This is a genomic window from Polaribacter vadi, assembly GCF_001761365.1.
Taxonomy (GTDB): Bacteria; Bacteroidota; Bacteroidia; order Flavobacteriales; family Flavobacteriaceae; genus Polaribacter; species Polaribacter vadi.
Genome location: NZ_CP017477.1, coordinates 2696511 through 2721364, shown reverse-complemented (window position 1 = coordinate 2721364; position 24854 = coordinate 2696511). Strand labels below are relative to the sequence as shown.

General features: G+C 28.9%; 24 protein-coding genes. 6 read left to right on the top strand and 18 right to left on the bottom strand.

All coding sequences use genetic code 11. From position 1 onward, the window contains the following. Positions 1 to 78 precede the first annotated feature (78 nt). From LPB03_RS11775 to pdxA, 10 genes are all read right to left on the bottom strand, one after another. Positions 79 to 777 (bottom strand): LytR/AlgR family response regulator transcription factor, encoded by a 699-nt coding sequence (locus tag LPB03_RS11775; protein ID WP_065319798.1) that lies wholly within the window; start codon positions 775 to 777, stop codon positions 79 to 81. Positions 778 to 797: 20 nt separating this feature from the next. Beyond that, positions 798 to 1112, bottom strand: a complete 315-nt coding sequence (locus LPB03_RS11770; protein ID WP_065319797.1) for a hypothetical protein — start codon at positions 1110 to 1112, stop codon at positions 798 to 800. Positions 1113 to 1174: 62 nt separating this feature from the next. After that, positions 1175 to 1597, bottom strand: a complete 423-nt coding sequence (locus LPB03_RS11765; protein WP_065319796.1) for a response regulator — start codon at positions 1595 to 1597, stop codon at positions 1175 to 1177. A 119-nt stretch (positions 1598 to 1716) separates the two neighbouring features. Continuing rightward, positions 1717 to 2166 carry an Lrp/AsnC ligand binding domain-containing protein gene (locus LPB03_RS11760; RefSeq protein ID WP_065319795.1) on the bottom strand — a complete coding sequence of 150 codons (450 nt, stop codon included), beginning with the start codon at positions 2164 to 2166 and terminating at the stop codon, positions 1717 to 1719. A 90-nt stretch (positions 2167 to 2256) separates the two neighbouring features. Further along, entirely contained in the window at positions 2257 to 3597 is a 1341-nt protein-coding gene (gene accC / locus LPB03_RS11755; protein WP_065319794.1) for an acetyl-CoA carboxylase biotin carboxylase subunit, read from the bottom strand. 82 nt (positions 3598 to 3679) lie between these two features. After that, positions 3680 to 4153, bottom strand: coding sequence for an acetyl-CoA carboxylase biotin carboxyl carrier protein (accB, locus tag LPB03_RS11750; protein ID WP_065319793.1), 474 nt, complete (start codon positions 4151 to 4153; stop codon positions 3680 to 3682). Positions 4154 to 4181: 28 nt separating this feature from the next. Next, on the bottom strand, positions 4182 to 5177 hold the full coding sequence (locus tag LPB03_RS11745) for a beta-ketoacyl-ACP synthase III (protein ID WP_065319792.1): 996 nt from the start codon (positions 5175 to 5177) through the stop codon (positions 4182 to 4184). Positions 5178 to 5334: 157 nt separating this feature from the next. Then, positions 5335 to 5535 carry a 50S ribosomal protein L32 gene (rpmF, locus tag LPB03_RS11740; RefSeq protein WP_026776022.1) on the bottom strand — a complete coding sequence of 67 codons (201 nt, stop codon included), beginning with the start codon at positions 5533 to 5535 and terminating at the stop codon, positions 5335 to 5337. 1 nt (position 5536) lies between these two features. After that, complete coding sequence (locus LPB03_RS11735) at positions 5537 to 6073, bottom strand: YceD family protein (protein ID WP_065319791.1); 537 nt, start codon at positions 6071 to 6073, stop codon at positions 5537 to 5539. Between the two features lie 77 nt (positions 6074 to 6150). Beyond that, positions 6151 to 7191, bottom strand: a complete 1041-nt coding sequence (pdxA, locus tag LPB03_RS11730; RefSeq protein ID WP_026776024.1) for a 4-hydroxythreonine-4-phosphate dehydrogenase PdxA — start codon at positions 7189 to 7191, stop codon at positions 6151 to 6153. A gap of 58 nt (positions 7192 to 7249) precedes the next feature. Between pdxA and LPB03_RS11725 the strand changes: the two genes are divergently transcribed. Continuing rightward, positions 7250 to 7834 (top strand): riboflavin synthase, encoded by a 585-nt coding sequence (locus LPB03_RS11725; protein WP_065319790.1) that lies wholly within the window; start codon positions 7250 to 7252, stop codon positions 7832 to 7834. Positions 7835 to 7847: 13 nt separating this feature from the next. On the opposite strand, the gene LPB03_RS11720 is transcribed toward LPB03_RS11725, so the two are convergent. Next, complete coding sequence (locus tag LPB03_RS11720) at positions 7848 to 8990, bottom strand: DNA polymerase III subunit (protein ID WP_065319789.1); 1143 nt, start codon at positions 8988 to 8990, stop codon at positions 7848 to 7850. A gap of 77 nt (positions 8991 to 9067) precedes the next feature. Here LPB03_RS11720 and LPB03_RS11715 point away from each other — a divergent pair, with 77 nt between their 5' ends. The 3 genes from LPB03_RS11715 (at position 9068) to LPB03_RS11705 (ending at position 12422) form a co-directional block, all read left to right on the top strand. Continuing rightward, complete coding sequence (locus LPB03_RS11715) at positions 9068 to 9859, top strand: TspO-related membrane protein (protein WP_065319788.1); 792 nt, start codon at positions 9068 to 9070, stop codon at positions 9857 to 9859. A 134-nt stretch (positions 9860 to 9993) separates the two neighbouring features. Continuing rightward, positions 9994 to 11181 carry a phosphoglycerate kinase gene (locus tag LPB03_RS11710; protein ID WP_065319787.1) on the top strand — a complete coding sequence of 396 codons (1188 nt, stop codon included), beginning with the start codon at positions 9994 to 9996 and terminating at the stop codon, positions 11179 to 11181. 200 nt (positions 11182 to 11381) lie between these two features. Continuing rightward, positions 11382 to 12422 (top strand): aldo/keto reductase, encoded by a 1041-nt coding sequence (locus LPB03_RS11705; RefSeq protein ID WP_065319786.1) that lies wholly within the window; start codon positions 11382 to 11384, stop codon positions 12420 to 12422. A gap of 165 nt (positions 12423 to 12587) precedes the next feature. Here the strand turns inward: LPB03_RS11705 and LPB03_RS11700 are convergent, their stop codons facing one another. From LPB03_RS11700 to LPB03_RS11685, 4 genes are all read right to left on the bottom strand, one after another. Next, complete coding sequence (locus LPB03_RS11700; RefSeq protein WP_065319785.1) at positions 12588 to 13166, bottom strand: acyltransferase; 579 nt, start codon at positions 13164 to 13166, stop codon at positions 12588 to 12590. A gap of 7 nt (positions 13167 to 13173) precedes the next feature. Then, positions 13174 to 13920 carry a deoxyribose-phosphate aldolase gene (deoC, locus tag LPB03_RS11695; protein WP_065319784.1) on the bottom strand — a complete coding sequence of 249 codons (747 nt, stop codon included), beginning with the start codon at positions 13918 to 13920 and terminating at the stop codon, positions 13174 to 13176. 92 nt (positions 13921 to 14012) lie between these two features. After that, on the bottom strand, positions 14013 to 14762 hold the full coding sequence (locus tag LPB03_RS11690; RefSeq protein ID WP_065319783.1) for an energy transducer TonB: 750 nt from the start codon (positions 14760 to 14762) through the stop codon (positions 14013 to 14015). Between the two features lie 401 nt (positions 14763 to 15163). Then, positions 15164 to 15739 carry a DUF3109 family protein gene (locus LPB03_RS11685; RefSeq protein ID WP_065319782.1) on the bottom strand — a complete coding sequence of 192 codons (576 nt, stop codon included), beginning with the start codon at positions 15737 to 15739 and terminating at the stop codon, positions 15164 to 15166. A gap of 84 nt (positions 15740 to 15823) precedes the next feature. On the opposite strand from LPB03_RS11685, the gene LPB03_RS11680 reads away from it, so the two are divergent. Together LPB03_RS11680 and LPB03_RS11675 are read left to right on the top strand one after the other, a co-directional pair. Beyond that, positions 15824 to 16408, top strand: a complete 585-nt coding sequence (locus LPB03_RS11680) for a MarC family protein (protein WP_065319781.1) — start codon at positions 15824 to 15826, stop codon at positions 16406 to 16408. 1 nt (position 16409) lies between these two features. Next, positions 16410 to 17015, top strand: a complete 606-nt coding sequence (locus LPB03_RS11675) for an FAD-dependent oxidoreductase (RefSeq protein ID WP_065319780.1) — start codon at positions 16410 to 16412, stop codon at positions 17013 to 17015. A 592-nt stretch (positions 17016 to 17607) separates the two neighbouring features. On the opposite strand, the gene LPB03_RS11670 is transcribed toward LPB03_RS11675, so the two are convergent. The 3 genes from LPB03_RS11670 to LPB03_RS11660 all read right to left on the bottom strand — a co-directional run bounded on the left by LPB03_RS11670 (position 17608) and on the right by LPB03_RS11660 (position 24721). After that, complete coding sequence (locus tag LPB03_RS11670) at positions 17608 to 17979, bottom strand: response regulator (protein WP_065319779.1); 372 nt, start codon at positions 17977 to 17979, stop codon at positions 17608 to 17610. Positions 17980 to 18056: 77 nt separating this feature from the next. Beyond that, entirely contained in the window at positions 18057 to 18710 is a 654-nt protein-coding gene (locus LPB03_RS11665; RefSeq protein ID WP_065319778.1) for a response regulator, read from the bottom strand. Then, positions 18707 to 24721, bottom strand: a complete 6015-nt coding sequence (locus LPB03_RS11660) for a PAS domain-containing protein (RefSeq protein ID WP_083187229.1) — start codon at positions 24719 to 24721, stop codon at positions 18707 to 18709. Before LPB03_RS11660 ends, LPB03_RS11665 begins: the two co-directional genes overlap by 4 nt. Positions 24722 to 24854: the final 133 nt, after the last annotated feature.

Sequence of the window (24854 nt, the reverse complement as noted above, 5' to 3'; positions counted from 1 at the left end):
TTTTGTATTTAAAATCGATTATTGGTTTTAAACCTTCGACGAATGGACAAAAAGTTACGCTGAGTTGTTTTTAAGAGTTTATAATAAATTTAATTTTTTCATTAATTCGCTTTTGTTAGATCTACTAACTGGCACAACATCTTTTTTTATTAAAACTGTATTATCTTCAATATCTATAATCTCTTTTGTATTGATAATAAAAGATCTATGCACTTTAAAAAAAGAATCCGAAGGTAATTTGTCTTCGATTTTCTTTAATGTAGAATGTACAATATAGTTTTTCTCGTCTGTTTTTATATTTATGTAATCACCTTTTGCTTCAATTAAATAAATACTTGGTATGCTTACTTTTACCAACCTTCTATCTACATTTACATAGATAAAATCTGACATATTTTTTTGTTTTGTTATGTTTTTTTCTGAAGTAGATAAAGAATCTAATTTTTCTAAAGATTTATTAAAACGTTCTTTTGTAATTGGTTTTACCAAATAATCTACCACACTTTTATACTCAAAAGCCTCAAGAGCCAAGTTTTTATCGCTTGTTGTTAAAATAATTATTGGTGGGTTTTTAAGTGTTTCTATAAAATCGAACCCAGAAAAAGTAGGCATGTGAATATCTAAATATACCAAATCTACGCTTTTTGTATTTAAATATTTTATAGCATCTATTGCAGATGAAAATTCATCAACGACATTTATCTGCTCAGAGTTTAAGCAATGTTGTTTGGTAATTAACCTTGCAGTTGCGTCATCATCAATTATTATACAATCCATATTAAAATAAAAAGTAGTTGTTATTTGGATAAATATACATGAATTTTATCTAAAATTTCGATAAAACTATGATGCAATTTTATATTTCCTTGTTTTAACTCTATTTCAAAAGCTGAGGCAGTTTCCAACCCTTTTTCTAAACCTAATAAACTTATTTTATGTTTAATTTTATGTATATTATTAGAAGCTTCAAGATATTTTTTATCTTTAAAATTAGTTTTAAATAATTTTACTTCTTCAGGAAATTCTAATTTTATGATATCTAAAATATTGTTTTCAAATTCAATATCATTGCCAGATATTTCTTTAATAAGAGATAGATTAGGTTTTTCCATTAAATAATTTTAAGCTTAGTTGCAAAGTTACATAAAAAAACAACTTAGATTAACATAAGGTTCTATGAAGCATTTAACCTAGAAGATAAGCTTGCTTTATCCCAATATTCTAATAAAGAAATAACACTGTCACTATAATCAGAAAATTTTAAAGGTTTTGTAAAGTAACCAGAAATTCCGAATTTATAACATCTATCTAAATCAATTTTATTTTGTGATGTAGACATAATTACAATAGGAATGTTTTTAAACTCGGGGTTCTTTTTTAAAGTAGATAAGAACTCAAAGCCATCAATTCCAGGCATATTTAAATCTGAAATAATCAAATCAAAAGGGGTTTTACAATCATTTAAAAGTAGTAAAGCTGTTTCACCATCTTTTGCTTCAATAACGTTACTTTCGAAGTTAACCTCTTGACAAACTTTTTTAAATTTTAGTCTTTCAATTTTATCATCATCTACTAAAAGTATACATAGGGATCTCATTTTAGGAATTTTAATTATAAACAAAAATGGTATAAATAAAACAACTCTCAAATATTTATTTGATAAGTAGTTTGTAAATATCCTTAAATGGTTATTTTTAATAGGTTAGCGGTTTTATACTAAATACTTATCTGTCTATCAATTTGTTGATCTAAAGAAATAAACGTTTCTGTTCTAGATACTCCTTTTATATTTTGAATATTTTTATTTAAAATATGCATTAAATCTTCGTTATTCTTACATAAAATTTTGATAAAAATAGCATAATTACCAGTTGTATAATGACTTTCTACTACCTCTGGAATTTCTTTTAATCTTTTTATTGCAGATGAATATAAACTTGACGAATCTAAAAAAACACCTACAAATGCTGTTGTATTATAGCCTAAAGATTTTGGGTTAATCGTCATTCTATAACCATCAATTAAAGCTGATTTCTCTAATTTTCTTAAACGTTGATGAATGGCTGCTCCAGAAATACCCACTTCTCTTGCAATACTTAACACAGGTGTTCTTGCGTCTTTTACCAACATTTTTATAATAATTTTGTCAATTCCATCAATTTTCATAGTTCCATTATTTAACCTTAAAGATAAAAAAAAAGAGAATACATAAATGTATTCTCTTTTCTAAATAATAATTTAAAATATTTTTAAGCTTTATGCTTCCATTTTAAAATCTTCCATAAACTTTGTTGTATAGTTTCCAGATACATAATCAGGATGATCCATTAACTGTCTATGAAAAGGAATTGTAGTTTTTACTCCTTCTATTACAAACTCATCTAACGCTCTTTTCATTTTATTAATTGCCTCTTCTCTTGTTTGAGCAGTAACAATTAATTTAGCAATCATAGAATCGTAATTTGGTGGAATCATATAACCTGCATACACATGTGTATCCATTCTAACTCCATGACCTCCAGGTGTGTGCAACACAGTTATTCTTCCAGGAGCTGGTCTAAAATTATTATAAGGATCTTCTGCATTTATTCTACATTCTATAGAATGTAATTTAGGATAATAATTTTTTCCAGAAATTGGCACACCAGCAGCTACTAAAATTTGCTCACGAATTAAATCGTAATTCACAACTTCTTCAGTAATAGGGTGTTCTACTTGAATACGTGTATTCATTTCCATAAAGTAGAAGTTTCTGTGTTTATCAACCAAAAACTCTACTGTTCCAGCACCTTCATATTTAATAAATTCTGCGGCTTTTACAGCTGCATCTCCCATTTTTTCTCTCAATTCATCTGTCATGAAAGGAGAAGGTGTCTCTTCTGTTAACTTTTGATGACGTCTTTGTACAGAACAATCTCTTTCAGATAAATGGCAAGCTTTTCCATAGGAATCACCTACAATTTGAATTTCAATATGTCTAGGCTCTTCAATGAGTTTTTCCATATACATATCGTTATTTCCAAAGGCAGCTTTAGATTCTTGTCTTGCAGAATCCCAAGCATCTTTTAAATCTTCTGCTTTCCAAACAGCACGCATTCCTTTACCTCCACCACCTGCAGAAGCTTTTAACATTACTGGATATCCTGTTTCTATAGCTATTTTTTTACAGTCTTCAAAGTCTTTAATGACTCCTTCAGAACCTGGTACACAAGGTACGCCTGCTCTAATCATGGTAGATTTAGCGTTTGCTTTATCTCCCATTTGATCAATCATTGCACCAGTTGCCCCAATAAATTTAATATTATGCTCTTCACATAAATTAGAGAATTTAGCGTTTTCTGATAAAAATCCATAACCAGGATGAATGGCATCTGCATTTGTAATTTCTGCAGCAGATATAATGTTAGACATTTTTAAATAAGACTCTGCACTAGAAGGAGGGCCAATACAAACAGCTTCATCTGCAAAACGAACATGCAAACTTTCTGCATCTGCAGTAGAATATACAGCTACAGTTTTTATACCCATTTCCTTACAGGTTCTTATTACACGTAATGCAATTTCACCTCTATTGGCAATTAATATTTTTTTAAACATAATATATGAGTTTTGAGTTATGAGTTATGAGTTATGAGTTAGAAAATCTAATATCTAAACTCCAAAAACTAAACTATATTTATTATGATGGATCAACCAAAAATAAAGGTTGGTCAAATTCTACTGGAGAAGAATCATCTACTAAAACTTTAACAATTTTACCTGAAACTTCAGATTCAATTTCGTTAAATAATTTCATTGCTTCAATAACACAAACTGTATCACCTACATTTATATCTGTCCCAACTTCTACAAAACTAGGTTTATCTGGAGATGGTTTTCTGTAAAAAGTTCCAATAATTGGAGATTTTACAGTAATATATTTTGAATCATCGCTTTCTACTTTTACAGGTGCAGTAGCTTCAGTTGCGTGCGATACTGTTGGAGCAGCAGCTTGAGGCATTGCAGCCATTGGTGCAGCTTGTACAATTGTAGTTTCTGTTTTCTCAGAACCTGTTTTAATGGTAATCTTTATATCTTCCATTTCTAACTTTACCTCGCTTGCGCCAGATTTTGCTACAAATTTTATAAGATTTTGAATTTCTTTAATATCCATTTTTCTTATTATTTAGTTAATTAGTTTGTTAAGAATTATAAGCCCATTTTAGGTAAATAGCTCCCCATGTGAAACCACCACCAAAAGCGGCAAAAATTAAATTATCTCCTTTTTTTAATTGTTCTTCATAATCAGCTAATAAAAGTGGTAAAGTTGCAGATGTTGTATTACCATATTTATGGATGTTCATCATTACTTTCTCTGAACCAACACCTACTCTTTTTGCTGTTGCTTCTATAATTCTTTTATTTGCTTGATGTGGCACTAACCACTGAATATCTTCTTCTGTAAGATTGTTTCTAGTCAACATTTTTTCTGATACATCTGCCATGTTAGAAACTGCGTATTTAAACACCGTTTTTCCTTCTTGATATACAAAATGTTTCTTCTCTTTTACAGTATCTAAAGTTGGAGGCATTATAGAACCACCAGCCTCAATACGTAAAAAATCTCTTCCAATTCCATCACTTCTCATATACTCATCTTGTAAACCTAATCCTTCGTGATTAGGTTCAAATAAAGCAGCTCCTGCTCCATCACCAAAAATAATACAAGTTGCTCTGTCTTTATAATCTATAATTGATGACATTTTATCTGCACCAATTAACAATATTTTTTTATATCGACCAGATTCTATATAACTAGCAGCTGTAGACATTCCATATAAAAAGCTAGAACATGCAGCTTGCAAATCGTAAGAAAAAGCATTTACAGCACCAATTTTTGAAGCCACATATGCAGCTGTAGAAGCTACTGGCAAATCTGGTGTTGCAGTTGCAACAATTACCAAATCTATTTCTGCTGCATTTCCTTTTGATTTTTGCAATAAATCTTCTGCTGCTTTTATTGCCATATAAGAAGTACCTAACCCTTCTCCTTTAAGAATTCTTCTTTCTTTAATACCTGTTCTAGAAGTAATCCATTCATCATTAGTTTCTACATAGGTTTCTAACTCTTTATTTGTTAGAATGTAATCAGGAACATATTTTCCTACTGCTGAAATTGCTGCAGTGATTTTTGTCATAATTAAAGTTTAGTTTCTAAAGTTTAGAAGATTCAAAAGTAGTGAAAAATAATTCACCTTTTAAGGTAAATTTCACCAAAAGTATTCGTTTTTGACTATAAAACGTAAAAAAACCCTCAAAATTGAGGGTTTTCGTAGAATTTTGAAAAGCGTTTTTTTAAGCCTCTGCAGATGCAGATGCAGATTCTAAAACAACTTGTCCTCTATAATATAGTTTTCCTTCATGCCAATGAGCTCTGTGATATAAGTGAGCCTCACCCGTTGTTGGATCTTTAGCAATCTGTTGATAAGATGCCTTATAATGTGTTCTCCTTTTATCTCTTCTTGTTTTGGATATTTTTCTTTTAGGATGTGCCATTTTATGTCTTTTTTTCTGTTATTAAATTCTTTAATTTATCCCATCTTGGGTCTGTAATTTCTACAGTTTTTACTTTTTTTATCTCTAGTTCTTTTAACTTTTTTAATGCTTCAGATTCCATGGTGCCATCTAATACTTTTGGATGCACTCTTTTATTAGGAACTGCTAAAACAATCATTTCGTAAATAAATTGAGCCACATTAAACTCATAAGCTTCATGAGGCAATATTAAAATCTCCTCATTATCATCATTAAATTCTGGCCCAAACTTTACAACTAATGGTAATTCTGAATCTATTTCTTGATCATATAACTCATTTGTTACATCACAAGGAACTTCTACAGAACCCTCAGCAATAAAAACCAGCTCAAACAATGTGCTTTTTTTTACAAAATTTAAAGAAACTTCTATAGATGAACTTACATATTCATCAAAATTAAAAGCTTCAAAGAACTTATTATCAATTGAGTACTTAAACTCGTGTTTACCTTCTTTTAATCCTACAAACTGTATGCTGAATTCTTTCAAGTCTTTCATAATCAAACATCAATTGAGCGTGCAAAGATACAAAAAAATGTATTTCTGCAATATTTTATATTAAAAAAGAATAATTTTTAACTATACCTTACTAATAAAGGGTTTCCTGTTAATTCTTTATATTCTTTTCGCTTTTTAAAAATTTCTATAGCACTAAATAACGCTTCTATAAACGAAGATGGGTTCGCTAAATTTTTACCTGCAATATCATATCCTGTTCCATGATCTGGAGAGGTTCTTATATGACTTAAACCTGCTGTAAAGTTAACTCCTTTTCCAAAAGATAAGGCTTTAAATGGCGCTAAACCTTGATCATGATAGGTTGCTAAAACTCCATCAAATTGCTTATAGGTTTCTGAACCGAAAAAACCATCTGCTGCATAAGGGCCAAAAACTAATTTACCTGTTGCTGCAATTTCTGCGATTGTTGGCACTATAATATCATCATCTTCTTTACCAATAACGCCTTTATCTCCACAATGTGGATTTAAAGATAAAACAGCAATTTTGGGTTTATTTATTCCAAAATCTTGTTTTAACGAATTATACATGGTTTCTACTTTGCTTTTAATCAATTCTGGAGTAATCGATTCTGCAACTTTAGCAATAGGAATATGACCTGTTATTAAACCAATGCGTAATTCGCTGGTCATTAAAATCATTAAACTCTTCCCTTCTAAATTTGCTTCTAAATATTCTGTATGTCCAGGAAAGTTAAAAGTTTCAGACTGTATATTTTCTTTGTTGATTGGTGCTGTTATTAAAACATCAATCGTATTATTTTTTAGATGTTCTACTCCAGAAGCTAAAGATTTTGCTGCATATTCTCCAGATATTTTAGTTGCTGTGCCTAATTCAATAGCAACTTCTTCTTTCCAAATATTTAAAATATTTATTTTAGAATGTGTTACTTGATTAATTGATGTAATTCCATGTACAGGAGTTTCTATCCCTAAAACTTTTTTATGATAAGAAATTGTTTTTGTTGCGCCAAATAAAACTGGCGTGCAAAATTCTAACATTCGTTTGTCTTCAAATGTTTTCAAAATTACTTCAATACCAATTCCATTTAAATCGCCAATTGAAATTCCAACGATTATTTTATCAGTTTTATCCATAGTAAACCTTGTAATATGCTTATTTTTGTAAAGTACAAAAGTAACCAATTTTAACGATATGTTTACAGGAATTATAGAAACACTTGGCACAGTAACAAATGTTGTAAAAGAACAAGAAAATGTTCATTTAACAATTAAAAGTAGCATTACTAATGAACTTAAAATAGACCAAAGTGTAGCTCATAATGGTGTCTGTTTAACAGTTGTAAACATCAATAATGATGAATATACAGTTACTGCCATTAAAGAAACGTTAGATAAAACCAATATTGGTAAATTAAAAACTGCTGATATTGTAAATCTTGAACGTGCAATGAAATTGGGTGATCGGTTGGATGGACATATTGTGCAAGGTCATGTTGATGAAACTGGCATTTGCAAAAGCCTAAAAGACGAAAATGGAAGTACTGTTTGTACTTTTAGCTACAATTCCGATAAAAATAACATTACTATAGAAAAGGGTTCAATTACTATAAATGGAATTAGTTTAACTGTTGTAAACTCTAAAAAAGACGAATTTTCGGTTGCTATTATACCTTATACTTGGCAAAACACCACTTTTAAAACTTTACAGGTAAATGATGTTGTGAATTTAGAGTTTGATGTGATTGGAAAATATGTGGCTAGATTAACGAATTTTTAATTCAGTTTAAAAACTAAACCTTCTCTTCTTTCTTATGCAAAAACCTCGTCAATTTCATTGATAAATCTAACAAGATAATTTTTGCATTTCCATTTCTTTCTATATGATACATGGCTTCACCAATTTCTTTTTCGATGTCTAAAATATTTCCTGAATGTACAAAAGGTGCAAATTTAGACAAATCAAAACCAGATTTTGATTCCATAAAAACCAACTGCTCAGACTTATAATTTAATAAAAGTGCCTGTCTAAAAAATTGTAAACAATATTCTAAAAATTGTTTTTGGGTTTCTCTACCTGTTTTTGCAATCGTCTCTGACCATGAAATTAATTGTTGAATTACAGCTGCATTTCCTTTGGCTTTAAAAGCAGTTCTTATCCAAGCAACAAACCATTCTTCAAAAACTAGGTCTGATGAATCGTTTTGTAAAAGATGCAAAGCTTTGTTGTAATTTCCTTCAGATTGATGTGCAATTTTATTTGCTTCATTTTCTGAAACTTGATGATTTACCTGCAAAGCACTTGCAATATCTTCTTCAGATAATTTTGGAAAATGCAATGCTTGACATCTAGATCTTATAGTACCAATAATTTGTTCTTCGTTTTCTGTAATCAACAAAAAAACAGTTTTTTCTGGTGGCTCTTCAATTAGTTTTAATAATTTATTGGCTGCAGCAATATTCATTTTTTCTGCCATCCAAATAATCATCACTTTAAAACCACCTTCGTAACTTTTAAGTTTTAGTTTTTTTACAACAGCTTCAGCTTCATCAACCCCAATTAAACCTTGCTTGTTTTCTACACCAATATGTTGCAACCAGTTAAACAAACTTCCAAAAGATTGATAACTTATAAATTCTCTCCAATCTTCTAAAAACAAATCACTAACAGCGTGCTTTTTTACAGAATCGTTTGTAGTTACAGGAAACGCAAAATGCAAATCTGGATGTTGTAATTTGTTACATTTTATATTGCAAGCATCTGCATCATCAGAAAAATTACACAACAAATACTGTGCATACGCAATTGCCATTGGCAAAGTACCAGAACCTTCTTTCCCCACAAATAATTGTGCATGAGGAATTCTGCCATTTTCAGCAGACGTTTGTAGGTGTTTCTTAATATGTTCTTGACCTATTATTTGGTTGAAAAGCATGCACAAATATAAAGTTTTAGAAAGATGTTCTTCTAAATTTTTGTTACTTTTATATAAAATTTATTAAAAATAAATAGATGAAAAAAATACTGCAAATAGGAAATGGAATTGCTTTTATTTCGGTCGTTTTTATAAATTACCTTTCAAATACTGGACTTTTAAACAACACAACTATAGGCGAAATTTCAAAAGATTTAAACTCTCTTTTTACACCTGCAGGTTACGCTTTTTCAATTTGGGGACTTATTTATTTGCTGTTATTAGGTTTTGCAATTTACCAAGGAAGAAGCTTGTTTGTAAAGGTTAGGAATGATGATTTTGTACTAGAAACTGGCCCTTGGTTTATACTTTCTTGTATTTTTAATTGCGCCTGGATTTTTAGTTGGATTTACGAATACACAGGTCTTTCCTGCATTTTTATATTTCTATTATTATTTTCTTTATTAAAAATTGTTTGGAAAAATAAAATGGAACTTTGGGACGCTCCTTTTCCTGTAATTCTATTTCTTTGGTGGCCATTTGTAATGTATAGTGGCTGGGTTACAGTTGCAAGTATTGCAAACGTATCTTCTTATTTAGTAAAAATTGAGTGGAATGGTTTTGGAATTTCTTCAGAAATCTGGACGTTGATAATGATTATAATTGCGACTGCAATCAACTTAATCATCACTTGGAAAAGAAATATGAGAGAATTTGGAATGGTTGGTGCTTGGGCTTTAATTGCAATTGGTGTTGCTAATAATGGAGATAATTTATTGATTGCGTACACTGCATTTACAACAGCTGCCATTTTAATTATTAGTAGCTCCATACATGGGTTTAAAAACCGACACACAAATCCTTTTAAAAAAATGATGCAAAAGAAATAATTTTTTTGGTTGATATTTTTTTGTGAACAGCTTGTTTTATAGAAATTTATTTACGCAAACGTTAACTTAACTTTTCGATTTTCGATTTCTTTAACGAAAAATAAAAAAGTATTTTTGTTAAAAATACAACCCACATGAAAACATTAAAAGATTTTAATTTTAAAAATAAAAAAGCCATTATTCGTGTAGATTTTAACGTGCCTTTAAACGATAAATTTGAAGTTACAGATGCTACCAGAATTGAAGCTGCAAAACCTACCATTATTAAAGTTTTAGAAGATGGAGGAAGCTGTGTTTTAATGAGCCATTTAGGAAGACCAAAAGGAAAACAAGAAGAGTTTTCTCTAAAACATATTGTTCCTAAAATTATAGATATTATAGGTTGTAACGTAAAATTTGTAGAAGATTGTATTGGTGATAAAGTTGAAGAAGCTGTTGCCAATTTAGAAGATGGAGAAATTTTATTATTAGAAAATTTACGTTTTTACGAAGAAGAAACAAAAGGAGATGTTGCTTTTGCTGAAAAGCTATCTAAATTTGGTGATATTTATGTAAATGATGCTTTTGGAACTGCTCACAGAGCGCATGCATCAACTACAATTATTGCGCAGTTTTTTGATGATAAAAAATGTTTTGGTAGTTTATTAGCTCAAGAAATTGAAAGTATTGATAAGGTTTTAAACAATTCTGAAAAACCAGTTTTAGCAATTTTAGGAGGTGCAAAAGTATCCTCTAAAATTACTGTAATCGAAAATATTTTAGACAAAGTAGATCATTTAATTATTGGTGGTGGAATGAGTTTTACCTTCGTAAAAGCACAAGGTGGAAAAATTGGAAACTCTATTTGTGAAGATGATAAAATGGACTTGGCTTTAGATATCTTAAAACAAGCCAAAGAAAAAGGTGTTCAAATTCATATTCCTGTAGATGTTATTGCTGCTGATGATTTTAGCAACGATGCAAATACTATAGTTTGTGATATTAATGCAATTCCTGATGGTTGGGAAGGTGTTGATGCTGGACCAAAATCACAAGAAATTTTTGATGGAATTGTAAATAAAGCAAAAACTATTTTATGGAACGGACCTTTAGGTGTTTTTGAAATGGAGTCTTTTGCAAAAGGAACCATTGCTCTAGGACATTCTATTGATAACGCAACAAAAAACGGAGCGTTTTCTTTAGTTGGTGGTGGAGATTCTGTTGCAGCTGTTAAACAATTTGGTTTTGCTGATAAAGTAAGTTATGTTTCTACTGGAGGTGGAGCCATGTTAGAAATGTTAGAAGGAAAAACATTACCTGGAATTGAAGCGATTTTAAAATAGAAAGCCTTTTTTAATCTTTCTATTTCTATAACTCAATATAAACTCGGGTATAAATATGTATGTGAATTAGCATATTTGTTCTATATAATTTATAATGATAAGCGTATAATTTTTAAAAATTGTACGCTTTTGTTTTATTTTAGAATTAAGATTAATTTCGTTCTACTAATTATTATAATTATACCTACAACATCAAAAAAATGAAATACACAACATTACCAAATACAGATACTAAAGTTTCTAAAATATGTTTAGGAACCATGACTTGGGGAAATCAAAACACGGAAGCAGAAGGCCATGAGCAAATGGATTATGCTTTAGAAAATGGTGTGAATTTTTTTGATGCTGCAGAGTTATATCCTGTACCTGCAACACCAGAAACCTATGGAGGAACAGAAAGAATTATTGGAACTTGGTTTAAAAAAACGGGAAATAGGGAAAAAGTAGTTTTAGCAAGCAAAATTGCTGGTGGTGGAGATTATACTGCTCACATTAGAAATGGTGGCTTAAGCAAAGCCAATATTTTTGATGCTATTGATAAAAGCTTGCAACGTTTGCAAACAGATTATATAGATTTGTATCAATTACACTGGCCAAATAGAGGTGTCAACTGTTTTGGTGTTCGAGATTTTCCTTTAAAAGCTGCTAATGATGAAGTTGAAAATTATTTAGAGATTTTAGAAGGTTTGCAAGAGTTAATTAAACAAGGAAAAATAAAACACATTGGTTTATCGAACGAAAGTCCTTGGGGAACTATGAAGTATTTACAAGCTTCAGAGCAATACAATTTACCAAGACCTGCAACTATTCAGAATTCGTATTCTATGATTCACAGAGGTTTTGAAGTAGGAATGAGTGAAGTTTCTATGAGAGAAAATGTTGGGTTACTGGCATATTCTCCATTAGCTCAAGGTGTTTTATCTGGAAAATATTTAAATGGAAATTTACCTGAAGGTGCAAGAGGAACTTTATACCCGAGGTTTATTGCTCGTTATCAAAATGAAGGTTCAGAAAGAGCTGTAATTAAATATCAAGAAATTGCCAAAAAACATAATTTAACAATATCTGAATTGTCACTAGCGTTTATAAATCAGTTGCCATTTGTAACTGCAAATATTATTGGAGCTACTAAAATGAGTCAATTAAAGGAAAATATCAACTCTATTCATATTGATTTATCAGAAGAAATTTTAAAAGAAATTGAGGAAGTACATAAAGAAATTCCAAATCCAGCACCTTAATTAGTTGGCTGTATTTCAGTATTCAATTGGCAGTATCAGTTAGCAGTAAAAAAAATCCAAAGTAATTATTTTATTTTGGATTTTTTGTATGGAAATATTTTGTGAATCTTAATGCATTTTTAGTGAAAAAACTGATTCTCTTTCCTTTTTATTTTTGATGATTATTTACTGAGTCTTAAATTTAAAAACAGCACCATCTTTAAAACCATAAACCTCTTTACTTTCTTTGCAAGTACCAAAACCATCTTCGTCGAAATTTAAAGTATGTCCATATTCACTAACCCAACCAATTTGTTGTGCAGGATTCCCAACGATTAAAGCATAAGGCAATACTGGTTTTGTAACTACTGAACCAGCCCCAATAAAAGCAAATTCGCCAATATTATTACCACAAATAATGGTTGCATTGGCACCAATAGAAGCGCCTTTTTTTACAATCGTTTTTAGATATTTATTTTTTCTTACAATAGCACTTCTTGGATTTCTAACATTGGTAAAAACCATAGAAGGCCCTAAAAAAACATCATCTTCGCAAGTAACGCCTGCATAAATAGATACGTTGTTTTGCACTTTTACGTTGTTTCCTAAAACTACACTTGGAGAAACTACTACATTTTGTCCCAAATTGCAATTTTCACCAATTTTACATTTTGACATAACATGGCTAAAATGCCAAATTTTTGTTCCTTTTCCTATTTGGCAATTATCATCTATAACTGCTGTTTCGTGTGCAAAATAATCCATAAAATTTTTAATAATCGTTATTGTTCTTTTCCTTTTTTAAGCAAATTTCTTTAGCTGATGAGGTTCCAATCCTATCAACTCCTAAAGAAATCATTTTTAAAGCTGTACCATAATCTCTAACACCACCTGCAGCTTTTATTTGAAGTGGTTTCGCATTTTCTGAAATTAGCTTTATAGTTTCAAAAGTTGCTCCATTTGGTTTATTATCATCCGTTTTAAAAAATCCTGTAGACGATTTTACAAATACTTTTTGAGTAACTTGCTCATCAAAATTATTTAAAATGACCTCTTTTATCAATTGTGAAATTACAATAATTTCTTTAGTTGATAACGCAGCAACTTCTATTATAAATTTTACAACTTTATTATGTTCTACACAAAGCCTTGTACATTCTAATATTTCCTCTTTTATTAAACTTATATTACCAGCTTTAAATGCAGTATAATTAATCACAAAATCGAGTTCGTCTGCATGTAATTCAATTGCTTTTTTAGCTTCTTGTAATTTACTTTTTGTTGATGAAAGTCCTTCAGGAAAATCAATTACAGTGCCTACTAAGACTGATGAAGTAACTTTAGACAGCATTTCTTTAGCAAGTGAAATATAGTTGGCACGAATCATAATTAATTTATAATTATATACAATTGATTCATTTACCAAATCAATTACTTTCTGCTCATTTTCTGCTTCAGAAATATTGGCTTGAGTGGCTGTTTTTAAATAGGTTGCGTCTAAAAAATGATTCATTTTCATAAGATCAAAAATACAAAATAAATAAAAAACCCAACTTTTTATGTTGGGTTTCTATTTAAATTTGAGGGAAAATTTATATTTTTTGAGAAAAATTAATCTACTCTAAACGTAATTGGTAAACTATATCTAACTTTTACTGATTTATTACGTTGTTTTCCTGGCGTAAATTTTGGTAATTTTTCTATTAATTCTTGCGTTTCTTTTTCAAGTTTAGAATGTGGTGCTCTAATTTTAATATCTACAACATCACCTTTATCATCAATAATAAATTGTGTACTAATTCTATATTTACCAGCTCGTAAACCAACTTCGTTTGCAATGTTCACATCAAAATTACGTTGCACAAACTTTAACATTTTTTCATCAAAGCACTTTTTATTTTCTGCTTTCGATAACCCTTCACAGCCTTTAAAAACGGGTGCATTTTCAATCATTATAAAAGGCACTGTATCTGGAGTAGTATTTTCCTCTGGATCATCAACAGTTACAATCGTTGTTAAATCTAAATCTACTTCTACAGATTTTTCTTCAGGAGTTAAAAGTATTGTTTCCTCTATATTTTTTTCATCAACTTTAATTTCTTCATCTAAAAATAAAACTGTTTTTGGTGGTGTTTCAACTTTTGGTTGGTGAGTAACTTCTTTTATAAAAACAACTTCTGTAGTTGGATCTACATACATATTTGATGTGAATACTTCAGATTCTTTGGCTAGAGATATTTCTTCTGTTTCATGTTCTAACGTTACATAAACGATAAACAAAACCAATACTAACCCTAGTTGTGTAAAAATGTTTGAGAATTTCTCTAACTGCTTTTTAGGATTTTTTTTGATGTTTTTCATGGTGACTAAGTTTTAAATGTTAAGACTTTGTTAAAACAAAGAACGTGCCAAAAACTAATTAAAACTCTCAAGTTTAATTATTTACTTAATTTCACATGATAAAGAAGTTGAAAATAATCTTAAAATTGATTTATTTTTCAAAGAATTATAAGCGTTAGAAGTTACTTAAATCTTTTATTAATTGTAAGTTTCATAACTATTAACTATCATAATTCGAATAAATGCAAGTTTCAGTTAAATTTTAAACAAAGGCTTTTATAGAAGAATAACACTATCTTTCTGTTATTTACTTTTTTCTGATAATGTAGAATATCATAAAGAGCAACTAGAAAAAGAAGCTCTTATTAAAGAACAATTTATAAATGAAATAGTTCTTTAGGTTTTGTCGGTAAAAAATTAATCTAAAGAGTTTTTAAATGTTTTTCTGCAACTTTCTCTAATTCATCATACCAATTTTGCCCAAATTTACGCACCAAAGCTTGTTTTACAAACTTATAAACAGGCACTTGTAGTTCTTTTCCTAAAGTACAAGCATCATCACAAATTTCCCATTTATGATAATTTACTGCAGAAAATTCGCTGTAATCTTTTACTCTAATTGGGTATAAATGGCAAGAAACTGGTTTTTTCCAATCTATTGCTCCAGAATTATAAGCTTCTTCAATACCACAAAGTGCGGTTTTTTTCTCATCGAAAATTACATAAGCGCAATCTTTTCCATGAAGCAAAGGTGTTTCTAATTCTCCCCATTCACTAGTAACCCAGGTTCCTTCTTTTTCAATGACAGCAATGCCTTCTTTTCTTAAAAAAGGTTTTACTTTCGGATAAATTTCTTCTAAAATTTTGGCTTCTTCTTTATCTAATGGAGCACCTGCTTCACCATCTACACAACAAGCACCTTTGCAAGCAGATAAATTGCAAACAAAATCTTTTTCTATAATGTCTTCAGAGACTATTGTTTTTCCTAATTGAAACATTCCGCAAAAATAACATTATTTTTTTCTGTTTTTTCCGATTTCGTTAAATTAGTTGACTAATTTTGTACAAAATTTAAAAACAAAATGGAATTCAATTTTAAAGAAATAATTACGGCTTTTATGGTTTTATTTGCGGTAATCGATATTATAGGAAACATCCCAATTATTATAGATTTACGTAAAAAGGTAGGCCATATTCAGTCTGAAAAAGCTTCTTTAATTGCTGGTTTTATTATGATTCTTTTCTTATTTGTTGGCCAAAGTTTACTTAGCTTAATAGGAATAGATGTAAATTCTTTTGCTGTTGCAGGTGCTTTTGTACTGTTTTTTATTGCTTTAGAAATGGTTTTAGGAATTACATTGTATAAAGATGATCATAACAATGCACCAATGACAGCTGCAGTTTTTCCTTTAGCTTTTCCTTTAATTGCGGGTCCAGGAAGTTTAACAACACTATTATCTTTAAGGGCAGAATTTGATTTACAAAATATTATTGTTGCTGTAGTTTTAAATGTTATTTTTTTATACATCGTTTTAAAAACATCTTCTAAAATTGAGCGATTGTTAGGAGCTGGAGGAATTCAAATAATTCGTAAAGTTTTTGGTGTAATCTTATTAGCTATTTCTGTAAAGTTATTTGCACAAAATATTAAAATGTTATTTGTTTAATATGATATTCGACTGTTTAATTATTGGTGGTGGCGTTTCTGGAATGCAATGTGCTTTAGTTTTAGGTTCTGCGAAAAACAAACCTTTTGCTATTGATAAAAACATTGGAATTATCATGCATCAAAGAGCCTCTCATTTAGAAAATGCTTTGTTTAATAATGTTTTAGGTTTACCACCAAAAACATTAGGGAAAGACATTTTAGCGGAAGGAAAAGAGCAATTATCAACTTTATACGCTGAAATTCATCAAATAGAAAAAGAAAAAGTAATTTCTGTTGATGAAGTTGAAGGTGTTTTTAAAGTGATAACAAACAAGAATGTGTACCAATCTAAAATTGTTGTACTTGCTTTAAATTATTCGAAACCATTTACTATAAGAGGCTTAGAAACGTATATAATTCCTCATAAAAAGTCAAATATAGAAAAAGATAGAATTCAGCTTAGAAACGAAAATCATCTGATTAAAAAAGGATTATATTGTTGTGGAACCATTGCTGGTCATAGAAGTCAGTTTGCAATTGCTGCTGGAAGTGGAGCTTCTGTAGCAACAGATATTTTAACGCTTTGGAATCATGGAAATCACACAAAGGTTCATGATAAGATTTAAATAAACTGTATTTAAGTTTCTTGTAAGTATTGCCAATCTAATTTTATAGTAAATAATTGAACTTTATAGTTAAGTTTCTTGAATTAAGGAAATTACCTATTGGGTAAACTTGCCTTCTTAAATATCTTTGTAGTATAATATATAATTTCCCCCACTTTATATGTTCTAAAATCTAAGCTATTTCCCCCGAAGTTTAGATTTTTTTTTGTCCATATTTTTTAAAAAACTTTTTGGATAATATTTATTTTATCCTAAAAAATTAAGTTTGCATTCATTTCGAAGTAAAAATGTAAATTTGAAAGTTTAGAAGAATATCAAAAAGAAAACTTGAAGCTATTACAACTTCAATCAGTCTAATTATTCTCGCAAAAATTTTTTGTTTTTATGTAGAATCTATTTTCTTAAAATATTTAAAAATCTAGAAAAAGAAGAGAAGTTACCTAAAATTTGATTTGTTATCTAAGTAAAGTACTTAATCTCTTAAATATTAAGCTCGCTAAACGTATATTTTTTAAAGCCTAAAAAATCTTCACAAAGTTTAAATGTTTTAGACGCATTTTTTTTAAAGAATAAAAAAAAAGGAATGTAACTCTTAAAAAATATTTTTATTTTTAATGGTTTCAATTAATGCATCAAAATCATTGGCTTTGTCAAAAAAGGCATACGCACCATATCTTAAACACACATTTTTTAAATCTGTATTTGTAGAAAAGACCAAAACTTTCTTTTTTTCTTTTCTTTCTTTAAGTAATTTTAACAACTCTAAGCCATTACCATCTGGCAAACTTAAATCTAATACTATTAAATTAAAATCGTTAATACTCAATAAAGAAATAGCTTCATGTAAGGAAGTTGTTAATTGAAGACTTTTAACATTGCTAATAGTATTTATTGCATCAACAATGCTTTTACCAATTAGTGGGTGGTCTTCTACTATTAATACGTTATTTGCAGATTTTTCCAATATAAGTTTTAATTGCTTGGTTATGTTAAAGGTACTATATTAATATATATCTATCTATAGGTAAGATGCTTACTTTACTAAAAATCTAAAGTTGTTAATCCTTTTTGAATTGCGTACTTTGTTAGTTCAGGAATGGTGTATAAATCTATTTTTTTCATAATATTATTTCTATGAACATCTACTGTTTTAGAACTTAAAAATAAAACCTCCCCTATTTCTTTAGAAGATTTTCCTTCAGTAACTAATTGTAAAACTTCTTTTTCTCTTGAACTTAACTCAACATCTTCTATACTTTCTCCTTTTTTTAAAGCGCTAAGATATTCTTGATCGATGTCTTTAGATAAGTATTTTTTATTTTCCATTACTGTAGTAATTGCAGTAATCAATTCATCAGAATCTCCATCTTTAAGCAAATAACCATATGCACCTGCTTTAAACATTCCTTGAATAAATTGTTTGCTAGAATGCATAGAAAGACCAATTATTTTAGTCTGTGGACATTCTTTAATAATTTGTCTTGTAGCTTCTACACCATTTAAACCTGGCATAGCTACATCAATAACCACAACATCTGGAGATATTTTTGAACATATTTTTATACCTTCTCTACCATCTGAAGCCTCTCCAATAACATGCATATTAGATTTTTGTTCAATAATATTTCTTAAACCATCTCTTAATAGTTTGTGGTCGTCTACTAATATTATTTTAATTCCGTTTAAATTATTCATTCCTTTGTGGGTATAAAAATAGTAACTTTTGTTCCTTTATTTATTTTGGATGTTATTTTAAATTCTCCTTGTATATTTGCTATACGTTCTTTAACAGTAAACAAGCCAAAACCTGATCCTTTTTCATTATGATGATAAAAATTATTTAATTTTTCGGTATTAAATCCAACTCCATTATCTCTTATCGTAAAATCTACTCCAAGTTTCTTTTTGTTAACATCTATAGTTATTAAAGTAGCTTCCGCGTATTTTATAATGTTGTTAATTAGTTCTTGTATACTTCTATATAGTAAAATAGATTCTACGTCACTAAGTTTTATTCCATTTGTATAATCGTTAATTTGATGCTTAATTTTATGTTTCTTTTCAATATTTTCTAATAACCCATAAAGTGCTTCAATGATACCCAGTTGATATAATATTGGTGGCGAAAGTTCTGATGTAATTTTACGGCTATTTGCCAAAGCCTCAGATACGTGCTCATATATAAAATTTAAGTCATCATCAATAGCTTTTAACTTTGTGTTTTTTTTCAATTCTTTAATTTTCATATTAGAAATAACTAAAGATTGACTTAAGTGATCATGAATATTTGAAGCAATTTCCTTTTTTTGTTTCTCTTCTATCAAAGTAATTTCTGTAGTTAACTTTTGAAGAGATGTTTGGTATTCTTGTATTTCTTGTTTTGCTAATACTTCATTTGTAACATCTCTAGAAGATGAAATAAAATATTTCCTTTCATTATTTTTATTAACTGGAGAGGTAATAGATTCTAACCAAATATAATGACCTTTTTTATGAACAGCTTTAAAACAAAAAGGATTATTTACATTACTTCTAAATATTTTTTTCTCGAAAGCATTTCTTATAAACTCTATACTATCTTTATGAATAATAGTAAACATTTCTTTACCTATAAGTTCGTTCTGATCATAACCCAGTAACGTTTTAATAGAAGGACTTATATATTTAAAAGTATTATCTAGCTCATGCAAACAAATTAAATTACTTGAGTTATCTGCCAATAAACGATACATCTCTTCTGCATTTTCAATTTGAAGTCTTATCTTTTTTTCTTCTGTAATATCTTGGGCTGTACCATAAGCACCTATTATTTTATTATTTTTATCTTTAATGGCTTTACCTCTAGATATTATATGTTTTAAAGAACCTTTAGTAGTATAAATATCTAATTCTAAGTTATAAGGCATATCATTTTCAATACAGTTTGCAACTGCTTTAGTCACTTTAGCAAAACTTTCTTCAGTATAAAGTTGTTTATGCTCAGCATAATTTGGTGCTCCTAATTCTGGTGAACGTTCAAATATGCTTAACAATTCTTTAGACCAAGTTACTTTGTCTGTTGCAACAATATATTCCCAACTTCCTAACTTAGATATTTCTTGTGCTTCGTTTAAAGCATTGTTTAAATAACTTAGCTTGTCATTTTGTTCATCTAACTTAATTTGCTTGTTTTTTTGTTCTGTAATGTCTTGGAAAACTCCTATTAAACTAGTTATTTCTCCTTCCTTATTTATTATTGGATATCCAATAGAATGAACCCATAACTTTTGATTTTGCTTGTTTTTAAACCTTAATACAAGGTCAAATTTTTTCTTCTCTGCAATACTTTCTTCAATAGCTTTTGCTAATTTTTCTTCAGAACCTTCAATATAAAAGCTTATACATTCTTCAAGAGGAGGTACTTCACCAACTGGAAGTCCATGAATTGCAAAAACCTCTTTAGCCCAACGTATTTCTTGCGATGGAAGTTTCATTTCCCAGCCACCAACCTTAGATAATCTTCCTGATTCATTTAAAAGAAACTCGCTCCTTTCTATTTCTTTTAGTGCATTTCTTATTTCAGTTTCACTATTTTTTAAATTATTCTCTACTATTTTTTGTTTAGTAACATCATTCATTACTATTACAGCACCTAGTTTATTACCTTCTGCATCAAAAAAAGAAGTTCCATTACAAATAACAATTCTTGGATTTTGATTTTTTGCTTTAATAACTATTTCGAAATTAATAACTTTTTTTCCATTAAAAGCCTGTAAAAGTGGTATTTCATCTAATGTTAGCAACGTTTCTGCATCAAGTTTATAAAGCCCATAGTTTTCTGCCCATTTATCTTGTGGTATATTCATAACATTAATACCATGCCACTCTTGTGCTGATTTATTAAATAACACTAATTTACCTTCGGAATCACAAGCTACTATTCCTGAGGGTTGGTTTTCTGTCATTGCAAGCACAAACTCGCTTTGTTTTTTTAATTCATATTGAGTTTCTCTTATTTGTGTAACATCCTCAATAATACTCAATGCATATTCTATATTATTAATTTGAATAATTTCTGCTGAGATTTTCCAAATTCTTGTTTCGCCTGATTTTACAACAAATTCAGTTTCTAGATTTTTTATATGACCTTTTTGTTTTAATTTATCAAAATATTTTTTTCGATTATCTAGAGACTTCCAAATATGTCTTGGAGAGTTAGCATCACCAATTAAATCACTTGAACTATAACCAGTTATCTTGAGAGATGCATCATTTACATCTACAATTTTATAATCATCTAATCTAGTAAGAATTATTAAATTGGGACTAAATTTAAAAATACTAAAAAATTTCTCTTCGTTTTCTCTTAATTTAATTTCAGTATTTTTTTTATCAGTAATATCTTGTGTTACACCTCTTCTTCCAATAATTTCATTTTTATCATTATAAATAGGCTGTGCTACACTTCTTACCCAAATATCTTTATTTTTAATTTGATTAAAAACCTTCATTTCAATATCATAGGAGATACCTTTTGTATTAAGGTTTAGTATAGCATTATTTAATACTTCAAGAGATTCTTTATCTAAATGTTTTATAAATTCTTTACTTGAAGGTACTGGTTTTTTAGGATCAAATCCATGAATATTAAAAAGATAATCTGACCATTTAAAAATATCTGTGGCAATATCATATTCAAAATATCCTATTTTGGCTACTTTACTAGCTTCATCCATAGAATACTTACTGTTTTCTAATAAATTTAAAGATTCTTGAATTTTTTGTTCTGTTTTTTTTGATGCTGTTATATTTTGTAAAAGACCTCTTCTGCCAATAATTTTATTTTGTTGATTATAAACTGGCTGAGCTAAAACACGAATCCAAACATTTTCATTTTTGAGGTTTTTAAAGTTTATTTCAATATCATAAGGAATCCCTTTTAACGTAATTTCTTCGGTAGATTTTGTAAATAATTCAAACGATTCTTTGCTTAGGTGTTTTTTAATTATACTTTGATCTGGAATACCATCTCCTGGGTCAGATCCTAAGGCATAGTGAACATAATCGGACCATATGGATGTGTTCTTTTCTGTATTAACATCCCAGTAGCCTATTTTTGCTAATTTACCAGCTTCATCCATAGAGTATTTTCTTTTCTCTAACAACTCTAAAGATTCTTGAATTTTTTGTTTAGACAACTCTAATTCTATTTGTGCTTTTTTTGATTCTGTAATATCTTGTACAATACCTCTTCTACCAACAATCTCATTTTCTTTATTTTTTATTGGTTGCGCTACACTACGTATCCAAACTTCTTGTTTTTTGTGATTTATAAATTTTAATTCAATATCATAAGAATTACCTTTAGTAGTTAAGTCTAAAGTTACATGTTTTAACTTCTCTTGTGATTTACTATCAAATCTTTTAAATAATTCATTCTCATCTGGAGCTCCGTCTTTTGAATTTAATCCGAAAACAGAATAGGTATGTTCAGACCATTTAAGACTAGAATTTATAGAGTCGCGTTCCCAATAGCCTATTTTAGCTACTTTACTTGCTTCTCTTATAGAATACTCACTTTTTTCTAATTGTTGTAAAGATTTCTGAATCTTTTCTTTAGAGAGTTCTAAAGCAAGTTGTACCTTTTTAAAATCTGTAATATCTTGTACAACACCCTTTCTTCCAACAATTTCATTTTGTTGGTTGTATATGGGTTGTGCTACACTACGTGTCCAAACCTCTACATTTTTAAAATTGATTAATTTCAATTCAAGATCATATGGAGTTCCCTCTTTATAAAGCTCTTCAGTAGCTTTTTCTAGCTTTTTTAAAGATTTTTCATCACATATTTTTATAATTTCTTTTTGTAATAGTACTTTATCTTCTAATTCTAAACCACACAACTTATAAACATAATCAGACCAAGTATACTCATCTGTAGCAATATCATATTCCCAATAGCCAATTTTTGCCATTTCACTAGCCTGTAACAAAGAATAGTCTCTCTTTTCTATCTGGGTTAGTGCCGTTTCAATTTTTTCTTTTGCTTGTTTTGATTCAGTTATATCTTGTAATAAACCTCTTCTACCAATAATTTTATTTTGTGCATCATATACAGGTTGTACTACATTTCTTACCCATACTTCTTTATTTTTTTGATTGATTAATTTAACTTCAATATCAAATGCAATACCTTCTGTATGTAGTTTTGAATTTGCTTTTTCTATCTTTTCTTGAGATTCTTTATCAAAAAATGAGAAAATTTTTTCTCTAGGAGGAATTCCATCTTTTGGGTTTAATCCGAAAATTTCATAATGATAGTCTGACCAAATAACGTTAACATTATCTATACTATACTCCCAATAACCAATTTTTGCAACACTACTAACTTCATGTAAGGCAGCTTCTTTAATTTTTAATAATTCTAAAGAATTTTTAATCTCTTGTTGAGATAGTTGTAATTCAAGTTGTGCTTTTTTAGAATCTGTTATGTTGTGTATAACACCTTTTCTTCCAACAATTTCATTTTGTTGGTTACGTATTAGTTGCACTACATTTCGAACCCAAACCTCTTCATTTCTCTTATTTATTAATTTTAATTCAATATCATAAGGAATCCCGTTTTCAGTAAGATCTTTAGTTGCTTTTTCTAGTTTTATTCTAGAGTCTTCATCATAAAGTTTTATGATTTCACTCCTTGGAGGAATCTTTTCATTAAAATCAACCCCATACATCTCATAAATATATTCAGACCATATAAAAACATCTGTTGCTATATCATACTCCCAATGCCCAATCTTAGCCACTCTACTTGACTCTTCTAAAGAATGATCTTTTTTTTCTAACAACTCTAAAGAATGCTGAAGCTTTTGTTTAGAGAACTCTAATTCTTTTATTCTTTCTTCTTTTTCTTTATTAGCAAGTACTAGTTCAATTTCACGCTTTTCTTCAGCCTTTTTAATATCATATGTTATAGATTCAAATTTTTGCTTATAAGTTAAGGGATGAAATATATCTCTTAGGTTAAATAAATTTTTAAACGATTTACTTAAATCAAAATATCTTATATAGAAATAAAAAGGAATACTGTAAAATATTGCAAATATCCCTTTAGAAATTAGCCCAGATATTAAAATTGAATTTAAATTATCTGAATTCCAGAAAACAAATAGAGAAAAACAAATCGCATCAAAACTTACTACAAATAACATTGTTAAGCAGATTTGCAAGAATAAGTAACGTGTTTTCTTTGATATAAATTCAAAAACTATTATTATTATTAACGAGTCTATAAATAATAACAAGGTTCCAACAAATAACACCCAAGCACTAGTATCAAAAAGTTTAGTGGATACGTTTAATGGATTATGTGTAACATCTTTAAGGCTCCAACCAAAAACTTGCAGGTAAACAGAAATTAATATGTTTACAATAAATAAAGCATAAATTATTTTTTTTGTTTCACTTGCATCTTCTTTTATATATATAATTAGCATTGCAAATAGAGTTGCCGTAAATAATACAGAAGAACCTGGTGAAACAATTAAATTGTCTGTAATTGATATATATACAGTACTTGATAAAAATACTTGCATAAACTGAATTAAACCCAAGCAAGCAAATAAAACTCCAATACCTAATTGTTTTCGAAGCCGAAATAATAAGAGTATTACAAAGGCAATTAATGTAGCTTGCAGAAACAAGATACCTATCTGATTATAATTCATAACTTAACATTAATTAATAAGGTAAACCTTATAATAATTTATATTGTCAATTTTTTGAGCAAAAGATAAGCATAATCTTACTTTTTTTTAACTTTTATAATAAATATTTTAATAAAGTAAACGAATATGCTTT